The sequence below is a fragment of the Arthrobacter sp. MYb213 genome (assembly GCF_002979915.1).
In the GTDB taxonomy this organism is placed as follows: domain Bacteria; phylum Actinomycetota; class Actinomycetes; order Actinomycetales; family Micrococcaceae; genus Glutamicibacter.
Window position 1 is genome coordinate 459,132 of sequence record NZ_PCQA01000002.1, and the last position, 19,966, is coordinate 479,097.

A 19,966-nucleotide genomic window follows, 5' to 3' on the forward strand; every position below is an offset into this window, starting at 1 on the left:
GGGGTGAAGATCTTTCTTCACCCCGGCCTACTTTTGACTCGATTAGGCTGAGAATTTCAGCCCGGTCAATCGCTCATATGCTTCGATGTAGCGTGCACGAGTCTTTTCGATAATATCTGCCGGCAACGCCGGAGGCTGCTGCCCGGAATTCTTGTCCCACCCGGATTCTGCCGAGGACAACCAGTCGCGGACGAACTGCTTGTCAAAGCTATCCTGCGCCTTGCCAGGTTCATAAGACTGCGCATCCCAGAAACGCGAGGAGTCCGGAGTGAGCACCTCGTCGCCCAAGGTAATGTCTCCGGTAGCAGGGTCCAAACCAAACTCGACCTTCGTATCGGCCAAGATGATGCCGCGTTCACGAGCAATCTCCTCGGCACGCTCATAAAGTGCAACGGTCTTTTCCCGCAGTGCTTCGGAGACGTCCAGACCAACGCGCTCCACTGTCTGTTCAAAGGAAATATTTTCGTCGTGTTCCCCTACTTCAGCCTTAGCTGAAGGGGTGAACAACGCTGGTTGTAACCGTGAACCATCGACCAGACCCGCCGGCAGAGGCAAGGCACACACCGTGGAGGAAACCTTGTACTCAACCAGGCCAGAGCCGGTCAGGTAACCGCGAGCGATGCACTCGATGGGATACATCTCAAGCTTTTTGCACACCATCGCACGTCCGGCAACTGCCTCTGGCACGTCGGTGGAAATCACGTGATTGGCAAAATCGCTGAGCTGATTGAACCACCACAGGCTGAGCTGTGTCAGTACCTTGCCCTTATCGGGAATCTCGCTGGTTAGTACAAAATCATAAGCACTGATTCGGTCCGAGGCGACAACGAGTACCCGGTCCGAGTCTTCGAAGCTGACACCTGCAGGTACGTAAAGATCTCGGACCTTACCGGAGTAGAAATGGTCCCAACCTTCTAAGGAAAGTGTTTCTGTCTGCAATCCTGCCATTACTTACTTTCCTCATTCGTTAAGATTTCTCCACGTTCGGCCTTCAACGCGATGTCGCTGCGCGACTGCGCTCCAGGCCAACTAATCTTTGCCACACCGGCATAGGCGCTAGCCCGAGCACTGGCCAGATCATCACCCAGGGCGACAACGGCCAAAACACGTCCGCCAGACACAACGATGTTGCCGTCGGCATCGGCGCTGGTGCCGGCATGCATGACATGGACGTTAGGAACAGTGTTGGCCTCTTCAAGCCCTTGAATTATTTCGCCCTTCACCGGGGTGTCAGGATAGTTTTCTGCGGCAATGACCACGTCAACTGCGGTCTGAGAAGACCAGCGCAGCTGTTCGGCGTCATCCAATGTTCCGTTCGCCGCGGCCAGTAGGACGCCACCCAAAGGAGTCTTTAGACGAGCCAACACAGCTTGAGTCTCAGGGTCACCGAAGCGAGCGTTAAACTCAATCACGCGGATGCCACGCTTGGTGATGGCAAGGCCGCAGTACAGCACACCGGTGAACGGGGTGCCGCGCTTTTCCATTTCGCGCAAAGTTGGGTAGGCGACGCGGTCCATGACCTCGTCGACGAAGGTTTCGGGCAGCCATTCGAGCGGTGAGTAGGCGCCCATACCACCGGTATTGGGTCCCTGATCATTGTCGAAGATTCGTTTGAAGTCTTGCGCCGGTGCCAAAGGCACCGCGTGCTTACCGTCGCAAATAACAAAGAGCGAAACTTCTGGGCCGTCCAAAAATTCTTCGATGACCACGGTACCGCCGGCAGCAAAGCAGACTTCGGCGTGGGCTACGGCTTCGGCGCGGTCATGGGTGACCACAACACCCTTTCCGGCTGCCAGTCCGTCGTCTTTGACCACGTAGGGTGCGCCAAAGTCGTCAAGTGCCGAGGCTGCTTCTGCGGAGTTGGTAGCCACATGCGCCATCGCGGTGGGCACCTGCGCGGCGGCCATCACGTCCTTGGCGAATGCTTTGGAAGCCTCTAGCTGGGCAGCGGCCTGAGTTGGGCCGAAGACCGGGATGCCGGCCTCGATCAACGCATCGGCAACACCAGCAGCCAAAGGCGCTTCAGGGCCAACGATCACTAGCTCGCTAGCCAGTTCTTGTGCCAGCGCCAGCACCGCTTGCGGGTCTTGCGCATCGATGTTGTGGGTGGTGACGTCCTGTGCGATACCGGCGTTACCGGGAGCGCAATGAACCTCATTGACGTAGGGGTCTGCACTTAGTGCACGGACAATTGCATGCTCACGGCCGCCTGGGCCAATAACCAGTACCTTCACCCCGCCAAGTTTACCGGAGATTAGTGCCAGGTTATTGGTCTGTGACCGGTCAATGAACACTTCTTACCATTGACTATTTCTCGTTGAGCTTCCAGGGTTTCCCAATATTTGAGGTGCTCTGTGCACCACATAGACTGAGTCTTATGGCCTCGGCGATAGACATCACACACTGCACAGAGCTGCTTCGGGTAACCCGTAATTCGGTCGTTGAATCCAGACATTATGGAACCGCGGTGGTGCTGGACGCGGCGGGAGAAGTACTCGAAGCCCTCGGCGATCCGCAGGCACTGATCTTTCCGCGCTCCGCACTGAAACCTTTTCAAGCCATCGGTTCGCTGCGTGCCGGGGCAGTCCTGAACTCCGCCCAACTAGCGTTGGCTTGCGCCAGCCACTTAGGCACTGCCAGGCACCAGCAGTTGGCGCACAGTGTGCTCGCCTCGGTGAACTTGGGCGAAGAACAATTGCAGTGTCCGGATTCGTGGCCAGGCGATTCCGCCAGCAGAACCGAAATGATTATCGAAGGGCAGCGCCCAAACAAGTTGGCATTTAACTGTTCGGGCAAGCATGCGGCTTTTCTAGCAGCTGCGGTATCACGTGGCGAACAGGTAGAAACGTATTTGAATCCTGAGCACCCGGTACAGCAGTGCGCGTTAGCAGCAATTGAAGAATTCTGCGGTCCGATAACTATTGTGGGCGTGGATGGGTGCGGTGCTCCGGCACCCCAAATGTCCTTGTATTCCTTAGCCAAGGGGTTCAACAATCTCAGTACCAGCAGTGATCAGCATGTCCGTGCCGTTGCCAACGCGATGCGCGAACATCCTTGGGCGGTACGCGGTCCTGGCAGCCCGAACACCATCGTGAACGAATCCACGGGAATTATTGCCAAGCTGGGTGCCGAAGGCGTGCTGGGTATGAGCACCAGCCAAGGGGTGAGTGTAGTGGTCAAAATGCTAGATGGCTCATCGCGCGGAATGGACTTATTGGCTCTTGGGCTGTTGGCCAAACATGGTGCCCTCACACCGCAGAAGCTGAAAGAATTGTCTTCTAGACTGGCGCCGGCAGGCACCAGTGAGGGCTCCCGCGCGGCGCAGATTCACTATGTCGGTCAAGAGTTTATGTCTGAGTCGCCTCGTTGATGCCGAAACTAGCAGCGGGAAATATGACATTTTCACGTCATCGAAGGAAGCAGGTCTAAGGCTATGGCGATCAAAAGAAGAATCGATGAACCCACCGGGCGCACGGCGTTACGCGAGTGGGCGCAAAACGCTGAAACTCAAGGGAAAACAGGGCGTTCCACCCTCGCTACGGCCGTGCGTTTTACGTTAGAGGAACTCGCTTCCCGGGCCGAGGGAAACTCGGTTGAAGTGCGCATCCCACCCTTCGGTGTGACCCAATGCATTGAAGGGCCCCGGCATACCCGCGGGACCCCTCCAAACGTGGTCGAAATGCCTGCTGAATTATGGCTATCGCTAGTCACCGGGCGAACTAACTGGGCCACCGCCGTGCAATCGGGGCAATTGCATGCCTCGGGACTAAGGGCGGACTTGTCGGCACATCTGCCACTAATTGAGTACCCTTAAAGCATGGAGCAACACCCCGCCACCCCGTCATCCGCTGATCAGCCAATTACCGTGCTGATTCATGCGGCACCACGTTTCTGGCCATTTGTACTGACCGGCGCCGTTCTCGGTGCCCTGATCGGTGCAATCATTGGCTTCCTTGGTGAACCTTCAATGGATTACACCGTAGGTTCGGCCATCGGATTCTTCGCCATGTTCTGTGCAGGACTTGGCATTGGGTTGGGCGCACTTGCCTATGTAATTATCGACCGCGTGACTTCGCGTAAGACCACCCAAAAACTGGCGGTGCCCCTGGCCGGGGATACCACCAGCGAGCAACAAGGCTAGGCGCCCTCCCCTTCCCAGGAAGGCATGCGGCGGCCGCGCACCTGGTCGTCGCTCACCACATAAGCGGTCGAAGACGACCAACAGATACATGAGAGAATATTGACATGGCGCGTGGCGATGGACTACTTAATCATGACTTGCTTCCCAACGAAAAGGGCCCGCAGGACGAATGCGGAGTCTTTGGTGTTTGGGCACCTGGCGAAGATGTTGCAAAACTAACTTATTACGGGCTCTACGCCCTACAGCACCGCGGACAAGAGTCTGCCGGTATTGCCACCAGTGATGGCTCGCGAATCAACGTGTACAAAGACATGGGCTTAGTTTCCCAGGTCTTTGATGAAAACACTTTGAACTCGATGTCCGGCCACTTAGCAGTAGGTCACTGCCGTTACTCGACTACCGGTGCAAGCCACTGGGCCAACGCCCAGCCAACCTTGGGCCCTACCCAGACCGGCACCGTCGCTCTGGCGCATAACGGTAACCTCACCAACTCGGCGCAGCTAGCCGAAATGGTCGAAGCTAAGCAGCTGGCAGACGGCGGTAAGGTCCGTGGCGAAATCGCTCAGGGCAACACCACCGACACCGCGCTGGTCACCGCGCTGCTTGCCGGCTCCGAAGGTCAGTCCTTAGAAGAGACCGCGTTAGAGCTGCTGCCAAAGATTGACGGCGCATTCTGCTTTGTCTTCATGGATGAAAACACCATGTATGCCGCCCGCGACCCACACGGGGTACGCCCGCTGGTTCTCGGTCGGTTGGACCGTGGTTGGGTTGTTGCCTCCGAGCAGCCCGGTCTTGCTACCGTTGGCGCCTCATTCATTCGTGAAATTGAGCCTGGCGAACTGATCGCTATCGACGAAAGTGGCGTGCGTTCCACCCGCTTCGCCGAAGCCACCCCGAAGGGTTGCGTCTTCGAGTACGTGTACCTTGCCCGCCCGGATGCTTCCATCGCTGGCCGCTCGGTGTATGAAGCCCGTGTAGAGATGGGCCGTCAGCTGGCTCGCGAGAACAGCGCGGATGCAGATATTGTCATCCCGGTCCCGGAATCAGGTACTCCTGCAGCTATTGGTTATGCCGAGGAATCAGGTATTCCTTTCACCCATGGTTTCGTCAAGAACGCCTATGTGGGCCGCACCTTCATCCAGCCCTCGCAGACCTTGCGTCAGCTGGGTATCAAGTTGAAACTCAACGCTTTGGAAACCGTGCTGCGCGGCAAGCGCGTGGTTGTGGTGGACGATTCGATTGTGCGCGGTAATACCCAGCGCGCGGTAGTGCGGATGTTGCGCGAAGCCGGTGCCGCCGAGGTGCATGTGAAGATCTCTTCACCACCGGTGAAGTGGCCTTGCTTCTACGGCATCGATTTCGCCACCCGTGCGGAACTGATTGCCAATGGTGCTGCCGTGGATGAAATCGGTAAGTCCATCGGCGCCGATTCTTTGGCATACATTTCCGAGGAAGGCATGATCGGTGCGACCATGCAGCCTCGCGAAAAGCTATGCACCGCGTGCTTTACAGGAGACTACCCGATTGCGCTGCCAGGCGAGGAGCGCCGCGGGAAGAACCTGCTGGAGAAGAGCAACCAGGGCGGCTGCGAGCCGGGCCCGGATGCCGAACTCGAATCTTCCCTGTAACTAGCCACCTCACTACTACCTCGTTGCAAGCGGCACCGTTACCTCGGTGTTCACGACAGAAAAGGACCCATCTGCCATGAGCGGCACGCAAGAGCAGCCCACCTCCATTACCTACGCCGGAGCCGGTGTCGACGTCGAGGCCGGTGACCGCGCCGTTGAACTGATGAAGGGCGCCATCAAGGCCACGCACACTTCCGGAGTAGTCGGCGGGGTCGGCGGTTTCGCCGGCCTATTCGATGTTTCTTTCCTGACCGGATACAAGAAGCCTTACCTCGCGACCTCCACCGATGGTGTGGGTACCAAGGTGGCTATCGCGCAGAAGCTAGATATCCATGACACCATCGGCCAGGACCTGGTCGGCATGGTGGTAGATGACATCGTAGTGGTTGGCGCGAAGCCGCTGTTCATGACCGATTACATTGCTACCGGCAAGGTCGTTCCAGAGCGTATCGCCGACATCGTGCGCGGTATCGCCGAGGGTTGCAAGCTTGCAGGCACTGCATTGGTTGGCGGCGAAACCGCCGAGCACCCAGGCTTGCTGGCCGAAGACGAATACGACGTGGCAGGCGCCGCGACCGGTGTGATCGAGGCAGATCAGCTGCTCGGCCCAGAGCGTGTGTTGGCCGGCGACGTGGTCATCGGTATGGCTTCCTCGGGCATCCACTCCAACGGTTACTCGCTGGTGCGCCGCGTGATCGCACATGCTAAGTGGGAACTAGAGCGTGAGGTCGCCGAGTTCGGTCGCACCTTGGGCGAGGAACTTTTGGTTCCGACCCGTATTTACACCACCGCTTGCTTGGACTTGATTGATGAATTGAATACCGGAGAAGACTTCGGCGTTCACGGCTTCAGCCACGTCACCGGTGGCGGTCTGGCAGCTAACTTGGCTCGCGTACTCCCCCAGGGCCTCATGGCTCGCGTGGATCGCTCCACCTGGTCGCTGCCAGCGGTCTTCTCCACGATTGCTTCCCTCGGCAACGTTCCGTTGCCTGACCTTGAACGCACCCTGAACTTGGGCGTGGGCATGGTGGCAGTAGTGGACCAGAGCGTTGCTGACCGTGCAGTGGCGCTGTTGAACAAGGCTGGCATGGGCGCTTGGATCATGGGCTCGGTAGAGAAGCTTGACTCGTCGGCTAGCTCGGCAGGTCTGGACTACGTACAGGGCGCCAAGGGTGTTGATGGTGGCGGCGTACTGCTTACCGGAAGCTACGCCAAATAACTTGTAGCTCAATCAAATGATGCGTCACATCTTTCTAGGTGTGACGCATCATTTGTTTAATCTAGTTTGGTGGCCAACGCTAGCTCAGTTAATGAAAACGATCCCCGCCCCGGCTAAATAACGCCACACCCAATGACTTCTAATATTGTGTTGGCAGCGCACGATGAAGGATCGGGGACGTCGCATCATTCAAGTCACGAAGATTCGCCACCCGAGTCCGAGGCAGCTTCCATTCCTTCCAGTGAACTTGGCGTAATCGACGCCTAAACCACTGATCTATCTTGGCGAACTTATCCGGTGTCATCGACAACCGGAAGTAACCCAGCCAACCCGGAACAAAACGGTTCAACTGATCGATACGGTAGCCGGTCGACACACCCCACCTCCGAGATACCAGAGCCCGGGTCCTGTCCTTCATGCGTCTAAACGCCTTCGAATCGACCCTGACCCGCGAACCTTTAACGAAGTACAAACCCTTACCCTGCAAGTCGTAGTTTTATAGTCAGCCGAATAATGGGCGTTTGGGCTTGAGGACCTTTTACTGCGTTGGCTCGACGGTCTGCCCATCATGGGTAAACAACGGCCAAGCCACTCGTGCAGCGTCATTGAATCCCAAGTCCTCCACTGATTGCTATGTCGTCAATTATTCGCATAAGCCGGGTAAAGTCGGGACCAAGTTCAGCAAAGCTGACGTCGAAAGAAGCCGTGCTAAGCAAATGATTTTCTTAGATGGATATTGAGGCGAATTCCTTGAAAGGTAGCTTTATGGCCAGGCAATTCATTACCGGAAGCACTCCTCCGCGCTACCCAGCGGGCTGTGCAATTCCAACAGTCAACGACGCTCAGTTGCGAGGAGTCTACGATTTGATTGATCCAGACGTACTAGGCGAGGTGATCTACGTGGGACTTAGGGAATCACTCGATAACCGGCAGGTCATTATCTACAGAAATTTTCGCGGGGAAATCAGCGGCCAGTTTCTCGACGTGCTCCTGACAGACAACTCGCCTGAGCACCATCCGATTGAGAATTCGATCCGGTCAATTTTCGTTCATGAGCTCAGTGAACCTTCGGACCCCGTGGAGTTCGCTTCGGAAACTGTCCAGAATATCGAAACCGAGTTCCCAGACATTCAGTGGTTTGGGGAAACTGATCAAGTTCGCATTGATGGTCAGTAATTCCTGATAAGAAGGCTGGCTACAGGAGTAAGACTGCCCGTTGGAAGTGAAATAGATCAATTGAGGGCCAGGACCAATTCAATACTGGTCTTTTGTTCGAGTACAACCCAAGTGCTCTGAACGAAAATTACAACGTAAATGGCAAGCGCCCTTGGGCGACAAGGCACTTTTCATGTTGAGCGATCACCTTATAACAATCGATCAAACTACTTCTTGCCTGGCCTGAGAGCCGAAGAACCTCCGTCAAAGGTGAAGGAAGAACTCCCCCCAGAGGATGGCTCCCATGTCATCGTTCTTCCGCAACCACCCGTACTTGCCTCATCGCGCAGACCATCGACCCTGGATTCTTCGTAGTGGGTTTGCCAGCAGCTTACGGCTGACTTCAGAAATTCCACTCACCACCGCGCAGTTCTACGAGGATTCCACAACTGACCGTGGAACGAATCTCGCCATCAAGTCGAGACCGGAGGAATCAACGGTGGCCAACGCTAGCTCAGTTGGGATAGTGCTTCGTCCAGCGGTACCCGCCAACGCCAGGTGGCTTTGTCCTCGCCACGCACATGGCCGTTGGTCACGAGCGCTACAGGCAAGCCTCGCCTAACAAAATTTAGCAGGATCTTATAGCCGCTCATTACCGCCAGTGATGAGCCAAGCACCAACAGCGAATCCGAGGACTCCTCAAGCCTGGCAATTTGTGCTTTACGTTCGGCTGGCACGTTCTCCCCGAAGTACACAACGTCCGGCTTCAAAGCCAGCGAGCCACAATACAGGCAGCTTCCCATCACAAAGCGCTCAACAAGGTACTGAGGCAGTTCTACGTCACCGTCCGGGTTGATGGCGCTAGGATCGACGTCTACGGCCTCTAGATAGCCAACGTTCAGTTCTTGGAGCCGGTCATCAAAATGCTGACGGTCCTCGGATTTCCCGCAATCTAGACAACGCACTATCGACAGGTCCCCGTGTACGGGGATCACCGTCTTGGACCCAGCCTGTTGGTGCAAGCCATCAACATTTTGCGTGATGATGCCGCTGATTCGAGCTTCGTCTTCCCAACGCACTAGCCGGCGGTGGATGGCATTGGGTTCGGCCTGACACATGTGCCGCCAGCCAACAAAGCCGCGAGCCCAGTAGCGTTGGCGTGCTTCGGGGCGATATTTGAATTCTTGATAGGTCATCGGACGGTGACGCTGTAAGGAACCGTTCGGTCCGCGGTAGTCAGGAATGCCCGAATCTGTGGAGACTCCGGCTCCGGTCACCACCAAGACGTTGCCCTGGTCCAGCTGAGCCTGAACGCCGGCCCGAGCTTCCGCGTTGGGATGCGGCTGCGCTTGTTGCTCAACAATGCGTTGCATCGAACGAATAGCCGATTGATGGGCCATCTGAATCGATAGTTCTTCGGGAGTACTCACTAGTGTGCGCCCTTTCGCGGGTTCCGAACACGACAAATGCCGCAGCGACCTAAAGCTAATTTAGCTTAGTCGTTGCGGCTTGTCGTAAATATGTACTGTAGAGCTGCACCACTTCAAATGAAGGCTGGCACCCGAGCCAAAGACTCTCGGTTAACTGGCCGATGATTAGTCGGCGTCGTCGTCTCCCGAGTACTTTTTAGTCTGCTCGTCGTATTCCGAATATTCGTCGTCATACGAAGAATCAACAGGCACCGGTTTTGGGGTCTGATGTTCGGACCTGATACCCAGCTCTCGCTCGAGTGCTGTCAGGTCAGTCGAGGGCGAGTAGTACTTAATGTCTCGCGCTTGACGCTGTGCTTTAGCCTTTTGACGGCCGCGCCCCATGGCGTGACCCCCTCTTTTCAGTAGAGTCGGAAGGTGGTCCACCTAATAGGTGGAGGCCCCCGAATATGTGATCAGTTCTTTCGTAATTAAAGGTTAACACGATTCCACGGCGAGCGCTGAACGCAACACGTGCCAGACCCGTTAGACTGTCGATTAGTCCAACGACTATTTAGTGAGCTTGCTCCCAAAATATCCTCGGCAATTCTTGAAGGAGCACTACAGGTGGTGGAAAAAGATCTACCGGAGCCACAGGCGGCTTTACCGCCTCTACAGCCGGAACCGGAGAAGCCCAAGCGGCAAATCGGCCAGTGGGTCTTACTCGTCATCGCTGTTTTAGCTTTGAGCGCTGCGGTGGTTTTCGTTGTACTTCGCTTTATTACACCAGCTACGCCAGAGGCGAACACTGTAGAGCGAAATGAGAGCCCGGGCCTAGACGGAGTGATTGCTGCATCGGTGCCGCCGGAGCAGTTAGTCCTCGGCGACTGCCTGCGCGGCTTTGATTCTCCGCTATCCCCACAGACGGTTGTTACCTGCGATTCCTCGCATAATGCTCAGCTCATCGGATCCTTCGAACTGACCGGTGACAAATACCCGGGCGCCAATGAGTTGCTTACCGAGTCTGAGTCGCTGTGTAAATCAGTGTCGCTGGACCCGAGCGCCGGCCTGGATTCCACCTGGACCTACCACTTCTCACGTCCCTCAGAAAGCACCTGGTCCCAGGGTGACCGTCAGGTCTCTTGCTTCCTGGGTCTGACCGAGGGAAATGTTCGAAACTCGCTACTTCCCGATAACGAGGAAAGCTAAGTTACGTCACTAACTGACTGACGCTGATGGCCGGTGGAATTCCACCGGCCATCAGTGCGTCGACGCAACCTTTAGCTACTCGCTTTCGCGCGTTCCGCGCGTGACGACGAGATTATCTCCCTCAGGGTCAAGGCCCACCTGCACACGATCCCCGTCCTGAATATTTCCGCTCAGGAGCTGACGCGCTAACCGGTCACCGATTTCGCGCTGCACCAAGCGGCGAAGTGGCCTGGCACCGTAAGCCGGGTCGTAACCGGTCATAGCCAGCCACTCGCTGGCGGCTTCGGAAACGTCCAAACTGAGTCGACGCTCGGAAAGCCGTGCAGCCAGCAGATCAATCTGCAGTTTCACAATGTTGCCCAGCTCATTGATGCTCAACGGATCAAACATGATGATCTCGTCCAGACGGTTCAGGAACTCTGGCTTGAAGGATGCATTGACCACATTCATCACTGCTGTCTTCTTGTCCTTGTCTTCCAGATTTGGATCCACCAGGAACTGGGAACCCATATTGGAGGTCAGGATCAAGATCGTGTTCCTGAAGTCAACGGTACGGCCCTGCCCATCGGTCAAGCGCCCATCATCAAGCACCTGCAACAGAATGTCGAAAACCTCAGGGTGAGCTTTTTCCACTTCATCTAGCAGGATCACCGAGTACGGACGGCGCCTGACCGCTTCGGTCAGCTGTCCGCCTTCTTCGTAACCGACATAGCCCGGAGGCGCACCAACTAGTCGCGAAACTGAATGCTTCTCGGCGTACTCGGACATGTCGATACGCACCATTGCACGCGGATCATCAAAGAGGAAGTCAGCCAGGGACTTCGCCAGCTCCGTCTTACCCACGCCGGTAGGTCCAAGGAACAGGAACGAGCCGGTAGGCCGGTCCGGATCCGAGATTCCCGCACGGGTTCGGCGCACCGCATCGGAAACCGCGGTCACCGCCTGCTGCTGGCCCACCAGACGCTGACCGATGATTGATTCCATCTCCAGCAGCTTTTGGCTTTCGCCTTGCAGCATCCGCCCGGCGGGTATTCCGGTCCATGCCGAGATAACTTCGGCAATGTCATCCGCGGTCACCTCTTCAGCGACCATGGTGTGTTCGTGGCTCTTGCCTGCTTCAGCCTCGGCTGCCGCTTCAAGCTCGCCTTGCAATGTCGGGATCTCTCCGTAGAGCAATCGTGAGGCATTTTCCAGGTCACCTTCACGCTGGAACTTTTCGGCCTGCGAACGCAGCTCGTCTAGTTTCACCTTCAGGTCACCCACGCGGTTCAGCCCCGACTTCTCCGCATCCCATTGGGCGTTGAGCGCATCGAGGGTTTCCTTCTTATCGGCCATATCCATGCGTAGCGCATCGAGGCGTTCAATAGATCCCGGGTCGGTCTCCCCAGCGAGCGCGAGCTCCTCCATGGTCAGTCTGTCTACCTCACGGCGCAGCTCATCGATTTCCTCGGGAGCCGAGTCAATCTCCATGCGCAGTCGGCTGGCCGCCTCATCGACCAGGTCAATGGCTTTGTCCGGCAGCTGCCGTCCGGAGATGTACCTGTTGGACAGCGTGGACGCAGCCACGAGTGCCGAGTCGGCGATGGACACCTTGTGGTGTGCTTCGTAGCGTTCCTTGAGCCCACGCAGGATCGCGATCGTGTCATCCACGCTTGGCTCGCCCACGTAGACCTGCGCAAAGCGACGTTCTAGTGCCGGGTCTTTTTCGATATTTTCGCGGTATTCATCCAGCGTGGTGGCGCCGATCAGACGCAGTTCACCACGGGCAAGCATTGGCTTGAGCATATTGCCTGCATCCATAGCGCCTTCGGAAGCGCCCGCGCCCACCACGGTATGAATCTCATCGATGAACGTGACAATCTGTCCATCCGAGGATTTGATCTCTTCGAGTACTGACTTCAGGCGTTCCTCAAACTCGCCGCGGTATTTCGCACCGGCAATCATGGATCCGAGGTCCAAAGAGATTAGCGTTTTTCCACGTAGCGACTCTGGCACGTCTCCGGCGATCATGCGCTGAGCGAGTCCTTCAACCACGGCGGTTTTACCCACGCCAGGTTCACCAATGAGCACCGGGTTATTTTTGGTGCGCCGTGAGAGGACCTGGACCAGGCGGCGAATTTCTTTATCGCGGCCGATCACCGGATCAAGTTTGCCCGAGCGTGCCAGCGCGGTCATATCCGTGCCGAACTTTTCTAGGGCTTGGAAGGTGTCTTCCGGGTTGGGGTTATCAACCTTGCGGTCCCCACGGATAGTGGGCAGCGTTGCCACCAGCAACTCCCGGGTAGCTCCGGAGTCACGTAGCGCTTCGCCGGCCTTGGTCTGGTCAGAGGCTAAGGCGATCAGCAGGTGCTCGGTGGAGACATAGGTGTCCCCCATGTTGTTCGCGATCTCCTGTGCGGTGCTGACCACTTGGAGCAATTGACGCGAGAATTGGGCTTGAGCCACCGAGGATCCGGAATTGGCAGGTAAAGCATTGATAGCCGTACTCGCCTTCACCGAGAGTGCGTCAACGTCTAGGCCTGCAGTTTTCAGTAATGCCACGGCAACCGAGTCTCGTTGGTCTAGCAAGGCCTTCAGCAAGTGAGCTGGTTCGATCTGCGGATTTCCCGCGGTCGAAGCATTCATCCCGGAAGCAGATAGAGCCTCCTGGCTCTTGGTGGTGAGCTTGGTGTCCACGCGAATCCTTTCTCTCTGAGGGTGAACCCATAAACTTGAGTGTACTTAACTCAACTCTACTCTTGGTGTTCTTATTCCGCATCAACTAGATTTTTCTGGATTACTTCACCCGTCATCAAACAGCAACGGCTCGCCCGCCCACAGCATGGCTAATGAGAATCACTACTAGTGCGTAAAACGTCGCCGAAGACGTGCTTGGGGCTCAGTGCTTCGCCGAATTATTCAACTTCCCGCGCTCATTGACCTACTATCCGTAGCTCAAATCAGTTCAAATCTTGGGGACCGAAAATAATGCCGAAGTCCCTTGCTCGCTCGGCCACACGCCGTCGATTATTGACGTTGGCTTCAGCCAGCGTTGCGCTGGGCGCTACCAGCTATTTCGGAAGCCGGCCCGATGCCCGTCTCGGTGACTCCGGTGAGCCTGATGACTCAAGAACATTGGGATGTGCTCGCTCGGGCTTGGAAACTTTGAAGCTAGACATTGCGCCCTACCCTTTGTAACCCGCAAACTAAAGCATGCCCAATCCCGATTCTGCTGCCCACTACGCGCAACACCCTGCCCAACTAGCCGACGTATTCATTGAGCAACACCGGAAAATGCTTCTGGAATGCCTCGACGGACTAAGCGAAACCGAAGCAAAAATGCGACTGGTCTCTTCCAAAACCACGTTACTTGGCTTAGTAAAGCACGCGGTCTTTGTGGAACGAGTCTGGTTTGGCGAGGCTGTCACCGGTGCGTCCCGAGCGGATCTAGGAATTGTGCAAACACCCGATGAGTCCTTTGATCTGCAGGCTGAAGACACTATTGAATCGATCCAGCGCGCTTACCGCGACGCTATTTCGTTGTCCCGTACGGCTCGCGCAGAATTGACCGATGATGCGCTTCTTCCAGGTAACCGCCGTGACCCCTTGCCCTTAGTCTGGGTCCAACTCCACGTTCTTCGGGAGTTGGCCCAGCACTGCGGGCACGCTGATATTTTGCGCGAACAAATCCTGCAGCTACGACAGCAAAAAGCTTAGGCACAACAGGATAAGCAAAAGCCGGTCCACGCGGAACCGGCTTTAGCTTAGTTGCAAAAAATTTAGCGTCGCATTCCTGCGATGTAATAATCCGAAGGAACAATTTCCTTGCCTAGTGGCATCAAAGATACCGGGATCATTTTGAGGTTTGCGATACCTAGTGGGATGCCAATAATGGAAACGAACATCGGGATCGCGGTGACCACGTGTCCGATGGCGATCCAGATTCCAGCGAAAACTAACCAGATAATATTTCCCAGTGTCGAGAAGGCTCCCACCGGACCCCGGTCAACGACGGTTCGGCCAAAAGGCCACAACGCGTACCCTGCGATCCTAAAGGAAGCGATACCAAAGGGAATGGTGACGATGAGCAGGCAGCAGATAATGCCGGCCAGAACATAACCCAACGCTAACCACAGGCCGCCGAATAGTAGCCAAATGATATTCAAGATGCCGCGCACTAAATCTGTCATGCTTCTAGCATGACAGCGCATCACTAGCCCGCGCTATAGGGGAACACCCGGAACGTCCCCTAGTATGTGTGACAAAAATGAATTGTGGGTGTGCAACGCCCTACGAGTTTCTGGTGGGCCTTGTGCGCTCCTCGGCTAGGATTAATGATCATGAGTGAACGAAGCGAAGTGCAACCCGAAGGCACCGACAACATGGCCAAAGATCCTTCCCTGTTCCGTGCCGACCCGGTCTCCTTTGTTCGCCGAGGTAATCGGCTCCAAGGACGCCGCGCGGCCGCATGGGAGCGCAATGCACAAAGCTACGTAATTGAGCCACCTCGCAAGATTGCCGACACCTCTGTGGCAGATGACTTCCGCTTGGACCCTGAACAGGCCTTTGGTCGCGTAGCACCGCTCATCGTGGAGATCGGGACAGGCTTAGGTGAATGCATTGCCAATGCCGCCAAGGATGATCCCGAGCGAAACTACCTCGCCGTGGAGGTTTATCTTCCGGGACTAGCCCAGCTAATGCTCAAGGTCGAGTCCTTTGAATTGGAAAACGTGCGTGCGGTCCAGGCTAATGCCCCAGAGGTCTTGGACGTGATGCTCGCGGAGGGCAGCGCCGACGAATTGTGGATCTTCTTCTCAGATCCATGGCACAAGCCGCGTCACCACAAGCGCCGACTGATCACTTCCTCATTCTTGGACAAGGTCGCCCGTGTACTGAAACCAGGTGGAACACTTCGACTGGCCACCGACTGGTCCAACTACGCCGAACAAATGCGTGAGGTACTCGAAGCTCACCCACACTTTGAAAATCAGCATCCAGACGCGCATTCGGGAACGGAAAGCAACCTCACCAAGGTTCGCGCCAACGGTATGGAAGGCTTTGATCCAGAACCTGACTTTGTTGATGAGCGAGGTGGCTGGGCACCACGTTTTGAACGTCGTATCCTCACCAGCTTTGAAGGCAAAGCTTTGAAGGCCGGACGTTTGGTCTTTGATCTGGCCTATACCCGGGAAGCTAAGTAACTTTACAAATCTAAGGCTCCTGGCTGCAATACACTTGCAGGCATGAGCCTTAGTGCAACCCCCACCCTGAAACTTGCCGGCGTCCGTCTGGAACAGTTGAACCGCAAGCATTCAGCTGACCTGGGCGCCATCGTTAGCCACGGTTCACTGGATCAAGTGTGGTTTACTAAGACGCCTTCGGCACAGGGCATGGACGCTGAGATATCGCGCCGGCTCGCTTTGCAGGCCGAGGGCCAGATGGCACCGTTCGCGATCATCGATGAACACAGTGGCAACGCGGTGGGCGCAACAACCTATTTGAATATCAGCGAAGCGAACCGACGGGTAGAAATCGGTTCCACTTTCCTTGGCACCGATTTCCAGGGAACCGGCATAAACGCTGCAGCGAAGTATCTTTTGTTGCAGCGCGCCTTCGAAGAACTCGACTGCTTGTCCGTGGCCTTTTGCACCCATTGGCATAACCAGCAGTCACGCGCGGCGATCGCCCGACTAGGCGCGAAGCAAGACGGCGTGCTGCGCAATCACATGTATGACGCAAGCACTGGGACTCTGCGTGACACCGTGATTTTCTCGATCCTGCCACAGGAGTGGCCCGCCGTCAGGCAAGGGCTCTTGGCCCGGTTGGCCAAGCACGACCGTTTGTAATTCACCGATACTTAGGTGAGTAACTTTTTCGCCGCGTCTTCACGTAATTGCACCTTACGAATTTTGCCGGTGACGGTAATCGGAAATTCATCGAGGATCATGGCATAGGCAGGAATTTTGTACTGTGCCAGTTGACCGTGGGCAAAGGCCCTGAGGTCCTCAATGGTCAGCGGGTCCTTGCCCGCCTTCATCTTGATACAGGCACAAATTTCCTCACCATATTTTTCATCTGGAATTCCCACCACCGAGACATCCTCAATATCTGGGTGTTTGAAGAAGAACTCTTCAATCTCTCGAGGATAGATGTTCTCTCCGCCGCGAATCACCATATCCTTGATGCGCCCCACAATGACGCAATATCCGTCTTCGCGCATGACCGCGAGGTCCCCGGTATGCAACCAGTTCTCCGAATCAATTGCTTCCTTGGTTTTGGCTTCGTCATTCCAATAACCGAGCATCACCGAGTAGCCGCGAGTGCAATATTCTCCCGGTTCTCCACGTTCCACAGTTTCCCCGGTCGCTGGATCCACGATTTTGACTTCCAAATGCGGGTGGACGCGGCCAATGGTTTCGGTACGTGCCTCTAAGTCATCATCCGCCCTCGTCTGGCAGGACACTGGGCTGGTTTCGGTCATTCCGTAGGCGATGGATACCTCGGACATGTTCATATCTTCTAGGCAACCGCGCATCACTTCAACCGGGCAAACCGATCCAGCCATGATTCCGGTACGCAAGGTACTCAAATCATGGGTACCAAAACTTGGGTGATTTTGCATCGCAATAAACATGGTGGGAACCCCATAAACACCGGTGCATTTTTCTTCGGCCACTACTCGCAGGGTAGTTTCAGCATCAAAGCTCGGGGCCGGGATCACCATGGTGGTTCCGTGACTTGTGCATCCCAGATTTCCCATCACCATGCCGAAGCAGTGGTAAAAAGGCACCGGGATGCAGAGTCGGTCTTCGGGACCTAGCCGAATAGTTTCAGTGACAAAAAATCCGTTATTCAGAATATTTCGGTGGCTGAGTGTCGCGCCCTTGGGATATCCCGTAGTACCAGAGGTGTACTGAATATTGATGGCTTGATCTGGTTCGGTCAGCGCCAGACGTTGGCTAACCAAGGCCGGATCTATACCTTGACCTGCTTCGATAAGTTCGGCCCAGTCAGCGGTGTCCAGATAGACCACGCGTTCCAAGGTCGGAGTATCCACGGCACAACGTTCAACCATTTCACGATACATACTCGTTTTGAAACTGGTCATGGTGATCAGCATCCGTAGGCCGCTGTGATTGACCGCGTAGGAATACTCATGACTTCGATAGGTGGGATTAACATTGACCAAGATGACACCGATTTTTGCTGTGGCGTACTGTGTCAAGGTCCATTCGGCGCAGTTTGGCGCCCAAACTCCCACCCTATCCCCCGGTTCTAAACCAGCTGAGAGAAGTCCACGCGCTAAATCGTTAACCGCTAGGTCTAGCTCATTCCAGGTCCAGCGCCGACCGGTGAAGGCTTCCACCAGTGCTTCACGCTCTCCATACAATGCGACGGTGCGTTCTAGGTTGGCGCCGATAGTGTCGTGGAGAAGTTCCGAAGTGGTATCGCCCTGTGCATAGGATTTCATCGCTTGGCCCTCAGATCCTGAGTCTCAGAAATGCCGACTTTTACCTGATCAGGGGTCGTAACTAATGGGTTCTCCCGCACGAAGCTCTCCATCCTCAAAACAGTTGGGTTGCGCAGCTTTTATTCCGGATACGGTTATCCGGGACGCAACAACGTGACCCACGATAGGTGAGGTGGATCACGTAGTTTTGAGACTAATGATTTTACCGACGGATTACTAGCCGAACGCGACCAACGGAGGAAAACTATCTGCCAATGGCACGGCGCGTTGTAAATAGTGTCACCGTTGGTTCGCGGCGAGCCGGACGCATTCCGCGGGCCATGGAAACCACATCTCCGGCGGCGGTTCCGGCGGCGAACACACGGGTTTGGCCTTGCTGGACGGCGCGCAATTCATCGCGTAATTCGCCGACCTGGTTTTGCAGAAAAGACACCTGGTTTTGCAGCTCGATAATGCGTTTAATGCCTTCGAGCGACACGCCCTCTTTGCTCAGCTGCTGCACCTGGCGCAATAGTGAAACGTCGCGCTGGGAATATCGTCGCTGCTTACCCGATTGACGGCTGGGTGAGACCAATCCGATGCGATCATACTGGCGCAGGGTCTGCGGGTGCATATCTGCTAGTTGTGCGGCGACTGAAATGACGAACACAGGTCTTAGGAACTCGTGGGCCATGAATCTCAGTCTCCGTTTCTCCCCCAAATGTAGGGGATAAATGTATTGTCTACGTGAGTGTGCCCCTTGCGAAGCACACTCACGTATCGGGCCAATCTTTAGCTTAGAGCTTGGCCTTAGCAGCCAGCGCCTGTCGAGGATCTTCACCCTCGGTAGCCGCCGCGAACTCTTCGATGGCTGCTTTCGCCTTATCGTTCAGGTTCTGCGGAATGACCACATCTAACACGATCAGCATGTCGCCGGTCGCCTTGGAGGTCTTCACCCCGCGCCCTTTCAGACGTAAGGTCCGCCCCGAGTTTGAACCGGCTGGTACCTTCATGGCAACTTCTTCGCCATCCAAGGTTGGCACATGAATTTTTGCGCCGAGCGCGGCCTCATCAAAGGTGATTGGCACGTGCACACGAATATTGTTCTCTTCGCGTTTGAAGTACGGGTGTTCGGTAACCTTCACCTTCACCAGCAGGTCGCCGTTTCCGGCTGGTCCTGACTGACCGCGACCGCGCACACGTACCGATTGACCGTCCTTGATTCCTGCAGGAACACGCACGTCAATGACTTCACCGCTTTGCTCACGCAAACCGATAGTGGTGCCCTTGATAGATCCGGCGAAGGAAATCGTGGTGCTTGCGGTGCGGTCCGCGCCCTTGCGAGGCGGGGCACTTTGTCCAAAGCCGCCACCGAAGCCGCCGCCACCGAACAGATCAGAGAAATCTGGTTGTCCGCCGCGACCGCGTGGTGCCCCTCCCCCACCAAAGAGGTTGGAGAACATGTCATCAAAGCCTGCTTGGCCGCCTGGTGCGCCGCCGGGGCCTCCGGCGCTGAAACGCGCTCCGCCGCCCATAGCGCGAATCGCATCATACTGCTCACGCTCTTCTTTGTCCGAAAGCACCGAATTAGCCTCGGAGATGTCTTTGAACTTCCGCTCTGCTTCCGCATCACCCTGATTAGTATCCGGGTGGTATTTACGCGCTAGCTTACGGTACGCCTTCTTGATGTCCGCCTCGCTGGCGTCCTTGGAGACGCCCAGAATGGCGTAAAAGTCTTTGTCGATCCAGTCCTGACTTGCCATCAGGGCCCCCTTT

Annotated in this window: 20 protein-coding genes; 10 read left to right on the top strand and 10 right to left on the bottom strand. The window is 55.9% G+C overall.

Features of this window, described 5'->3' with window-relative positions; genetic code table 11:
• Positions 1–42 precede the first annotated feature (42 nt).
• On the bottom strand, positions 43–948 hold the full coding sequence (locus tag CQ011_RS06540) for a phosphoribosylaminoimidazolesuccinocarboxamide synthase (RefSeq protein WP_105675778.1): 906 nt from the start codon (positions 946–948) through the stop codon (positions 43–45).
• Positions 948–2,234 carry a phosphoribosylamine--glycine ligase gene (gene purD / locus CQ011_RS06545; RefSeq protein WP_105676162.1) on the bottom strand — a complete coding sequence of 429 codons (1,287 nt, stop codon included), beginning with the start codon at positions 2,232–2,234 and terminating at the stop codon, positions 948–950. Before purD ends, CQ011_RS06540 begins: the two co-directional genes overlap by 1 nt.
• Before the next feature lie 143 nt (positions 2,235–2,377).
• Between purD and CQ011_RS06550 the strand changes: the two genes are divergently transcribed.
• The 5 genes from CQ011_RS06550 (at position 2,378) to purM (ending at position 6,988) form a co-directional block, all read left to right on the top strand.
• Positions 2,378–3,370 carry an asparaginase gene (locus CQ011_RS06550; protein ID WP_105675780.1) on the top strand — a complete coding sequence of 331 codons (993 nt, stop codon included), beginning with the start codon at positions 2,378–2,380 and terminating at the stop codon, positions 3,368–3,370.
• 63 nt (positions 3,371–3,433) lie between these two features.
• Complete coding sequence (locus CQ011_RS06555) at positions 3,434–3,814, top strand: sterol carrier family protein (RefSeq protein WP_105675783.1); 381 nt, start codon at positions 3,434–3,436, stop codon at positions 3,812–3,814.
• A 3-nt stretch (positions 3,815–3,817) separates the two neighbouring features.
• Positions 3,818–4,141, top strand: coding sequence for a hypothetical protein (locus tag CQ011_RS06560; protein ID WP_105675785.1), 324 nt, complete (start codon positions 3,818–3,820; stop codon positions 4,139–4,141).
• Positions 4,142–4,245: 104 nt separating this feature from the next.
• Entirely contained in the window at positions 4,246–5,769 is a 1,524-nt protein-coding gene (gene purF / locus CQ011_RS06565) for an amidophosphoribosyltransferase (RefSeq protein ID WP_105675787.1), read from the top strand.
• A gap of 76 nt (positions 5,770–5,845) precedes the next feature.
• A complete protein-coding gene (gene purM, locus CQ011_RS06570; RefSeq protein ID WP_105675789.1) occupies positions 5,846–6,988 on the top strand; it encodes a phosphoribosylformylglycinamidine cyclo-ligase in 1,143 nt (380 codons plus the stop codon).
• Positions 6,989–7,127: 139 nt separating this feature from the next.
• Here purM and CQ011_RS06575 read toward each other — a convergent pair whose 3' ends face one another.
• Positions 7,128–7,406 (bottom strand): group II intron maturase-specific domain-containing protein, encoded by a 279-nt coding sequence (locus CQ011_RS06575; protein WP_105675791.1) that lies wholly within the window; start codon positions 7,404–7,406, stop codon positions 7,128–7,130.
• Between the two features lie 311 nt (positions 7,407–7,717).
• Between CQ011_RS06575 and CQ011_RS06580 the strand changes: the two genes are divergently transcribed.
• The gene (locus tag CQ011_RS06580; RefSeq protein ID WP_105675793.1) at positions 7,718–8,164 is read left to right on the top strand and encodes a hypothetical protein; all 447 of its coding nucleotides are present in this window, start codon (positions 7,718–7,720) and stop codon (positions 8,162–8,164) included.
• 488 nt (positions 8,165–8,652) lie between these two features.
• Here the strand turns inward: CQ011_RS06580 and CQ011_RS06585 are convergent, their stop codons facing one another.
• Together CQ011_RS06585 and CQ011_RS06590 are read right to left on the bottom strand one after the other, a co-directional pair.
• Positions 8,653–9,543: a Sir2 family NAD-dependent protein deacetylase gene (locus CQ011_RS06585; protein ID WP_105675795.1), complete on the bottom strand. Its 891-nt coding sequence runs from the start codon at positions 9,541–9,543 to the stop codon at positions 8,653–8,655.
• A gap of 195 nt (positions 9,544–9,738) precedes the next feature.
• The gene (locus tag CQ011_RS06590; protein ID WP_105675797.1) at positions 9,739–9,957 is read right to left on the bottom strand and encodes a DUF3073 domain-containing protein; all 219 of its coding nucleotides are present in this window, start codon (positions 9,955–9,957) and stop codon (positions 9,739–9,741) included.
• A 225-nt stretch (positions 9,958–10,182) separates the two neighbouring features.
• Here CQ011_RS06590 and CQ011_RS06595 point away from each other — a divergent pair, with 225 nt between their 5' ends.
• Entirely contained in the window at positions 10,183–10,761 is a 579-nt protein-coding gene (locus CQ011_RS06595; RefSeq protein WP_181148012.1) for a septum formation family protein, read from the top strand.
• 75 nt (positions 10,762–10,836) lie between these two features.
• Here CQ011_RS06595 and clpB read toward each other — a convergent pair whose 3' ends face one another.
• Positions 10,837–13,437: an ATP-dependent chaperone ClpB gene (gene clpB, locus CQ011_RS06600; protein WP_105675801.1), complete on the bottom strand. Its 2,601-nt coding sequence runs from the start codon at positions 13,435–13,437 to the stop codon at positions 10,837–10,839.
• A gap of 516 nt (positions 13,438–13,953) precedes the next feature.
• Here clpB and CQ011_RS06605 point away from each other — a divergent pair.
• Positions 13,954–14,457 carry a DinB family protein gene (locus CQ011_RS06605; protein ID WP_105675803.1) on the top strand — a complete coding sequence of 168 codons (504 nt, stop codon included), beginning with the start codon at positions 13,954–13,956 and terminating at the stop codon, positions 14,455–14,457.
• Between the two features lie 62 nt (positions 14,458–14,519).
• On the opposite strand, the gene CQ011_RS06610 is transcribed toward CQ011_RS06605, so the two are convergent.
• The gene (locus CQ011_RS06610) at positions 14,520–14,930 is read right to left on the bottom strand and encodes a YccF domain-containing protein (RefSeq protein ID WP_096257063.1); all 411 of its coding nucleotides are present in this window, start codon (positions 14,928–14,930) and stop codon (positions 14,520–14,522) included.
• A 150-nt stretch (positions 14,931–15,080) separates the two neighbouring features.
• Between CQ011_RS06610 and trmB the strand changes: the two genes are divergently transcribed.
• The gene (trmB, locus tag CQ011_RS06615) at positions 15,081–15,941 is read left to right on the top strand and encodes a tRNA (guanosine(46)-N7)-methyltransferase TrmB (RefSeq protein ID WP_105676164.1); all 861 of its coding nucleotides are present in this window, start codon (positions 15,081–15,083) and stop codon (positions 15,939–15,941) included.
• A gap of 42 nt (positions 15,942–15,983) precedes the next feature.
• Positions 15,984–16,586, top strand: a complete 603-nt coding sequence (locus CQ011_RS06620) for a GNAT family N-acetyltransferase (RefSeq protein ID WP_105675805.1) — start codon at positions 15,984–15,986, stop codon at positions 16,584–16,586.
• An 11-nt stretch (positions 16,587–16,597) separates the two neighbouring features.
• Here CQ011_RS06620 and CQ011_RS06625 read toward each other — a convergent pair whose 3' ends face one another.
• The 3 genes from CQ011_RS06625 to CQ011_RS06635 form a co-directional block, all read right to left on the bottom strand.
• Entirely contained in the window at positions 16,598–18,211 is a 1,614-nt protein-coding gene (locus CQ011_RS06625; protein WP_096257065.1) for an AMP-binding protein, read from the bottom strand.
• 244 nt (positions 18,212–18,455) lie between these two features.
• Positions 18,456–18,884, bottom strand: a complete 429-nt coding sequence (locus CQ011_RS06630) for a heat shock protein transcriptional repressor HspR (RefSeq protein ID WP_096257066.1) — start codon at positions 18,882–18,884, stop codon at positions 18,456–18,458.
• A gap of 103 nt (positions 18,885–18,987) precedes the next feature.
• Complete coding sequence (locus CQ011_RS06635; protein WP_105675807.1) at positions 18,988–19,953, bottom strand: DnaJ C-terminal domain-containing protein; 966 nt, start codon at positions 19,951–19,953, stop codon at positions 18,988–18,990.
• Positions 19,954–19,966 lie beyond the last annotated feature (13 nt).

Coding starts and splice junctions, on each gene's coding strand:
- CQ011_RS06590 (WP_105675797.1), bottom strand. CDS start 9,957: ATGGGGCGCGGCCGTCAAAAGGCTAAAGCACAGCGTCAAGCGCGAGAC.
- CQ011_RS06585 (WP_105675795.1), bottom strand. CDS start 9,543: ATGGCCCATCAATCGGCTATTCGTTCGATGCAACGCATTGTTGAGCAA.
- CQ011_RS06610 (WP_096257063.1), bottom strand. CDS start 14,930: ATGACAGATTTAGTGCGCGGCATCTTGAATATCATTTGGCTACTATTC.
- CQ011_RS06620 (WP_105675805.1), top strand. CDS start 15,984: ATGAGCCTTAGTGCAACCCCCACCCTGAAACTTGCCGGCGTCCGTCTG.
- CQ011_RS06580 (WP_105675793.1), top strand. CDS start 7,718: ATGGATATTGAGGCGAATTCCTTGAAAGGTAGCTTTATGGCCAGGCAA.
- CQ011_RS06550 (WP_105675780.1), top strand. CDS start 2,378: ATGGCCTCGGCGATAGACATCACACACTGCACAGAGCTGCTTCGGGTA.
- CQ011_RS06560 (WP_105675785.1), top strand. CDS start 3,818: ATGGAGCAACACCCCGCCACCCCGTCATCCGCTGATCAGCCAATTACC.
- trmB (WP_105676164.1), top strand. CDS start 15,081: ATGAGTGAACGAAGCGAAGTGCAACCCGAAGGCACCGACAACATGGCC.
- CQ011_RS06635 (WP_105675807.1), bottom strand. CDS start 19,953: ATGGCAAGTCAGGACTGGATCGACAAAGACTTTTACGCCATTCTGGGC.
- purM (WP_105675789.1), top strand. CDS start 5,846: ATGAGCGGCACGCAAGAGCAGCCCACCTCCATTACCTACGCCGGAGCC.
- CQ011_RS06605 (WP_105675803.1), top strand. CDS start 13,954: ATGCCCAATCCCGATTCTGCTGCCCACTACGCGCAACACCCTGCCCAA.
- CQ011_RS06630 (WP_096257066.1), bottom strand. CDS start 18,884: ATGGCCCACGAGTTCCTAAGACCTGTGTTCGTCATTTCAGTCGCCGCA.
- CQ011_RS06625 (WP_096257065.1), bottom strand. CDS start 18,211: ATGAAATCCTATGCACAGGGCGATACCACTTCGGAACTTCTCCACGAC.
- CQ011_RS06540 (WP_105675778.1), bottom strand. CDS start 948: ATGGCAGGATTGCAGACAGAAACACTTTCCTTAGAAGGTTGGGACCAT.
- CQ011_RS06575 (WP_105675791.1), bottom strand. CDS start 7,406: ATGAAGGACAGGACCCGGGCTCTGGTATCTCGGAGGTGGGGTGTGTCG.
- purF (WP_105675787.1), top strand. CDS start 4,246: ATGGCGCGTGGCGATGGACTACTTAATCATGACTTGCTTCCCAACGAA.
- CQ011_RS06555 (WP_105675783.1), top strand. CDS start 3,434: ATGGCGATCAAAAGAAGAATCGATGAACCCACCGGGCGCACGGCGTTA.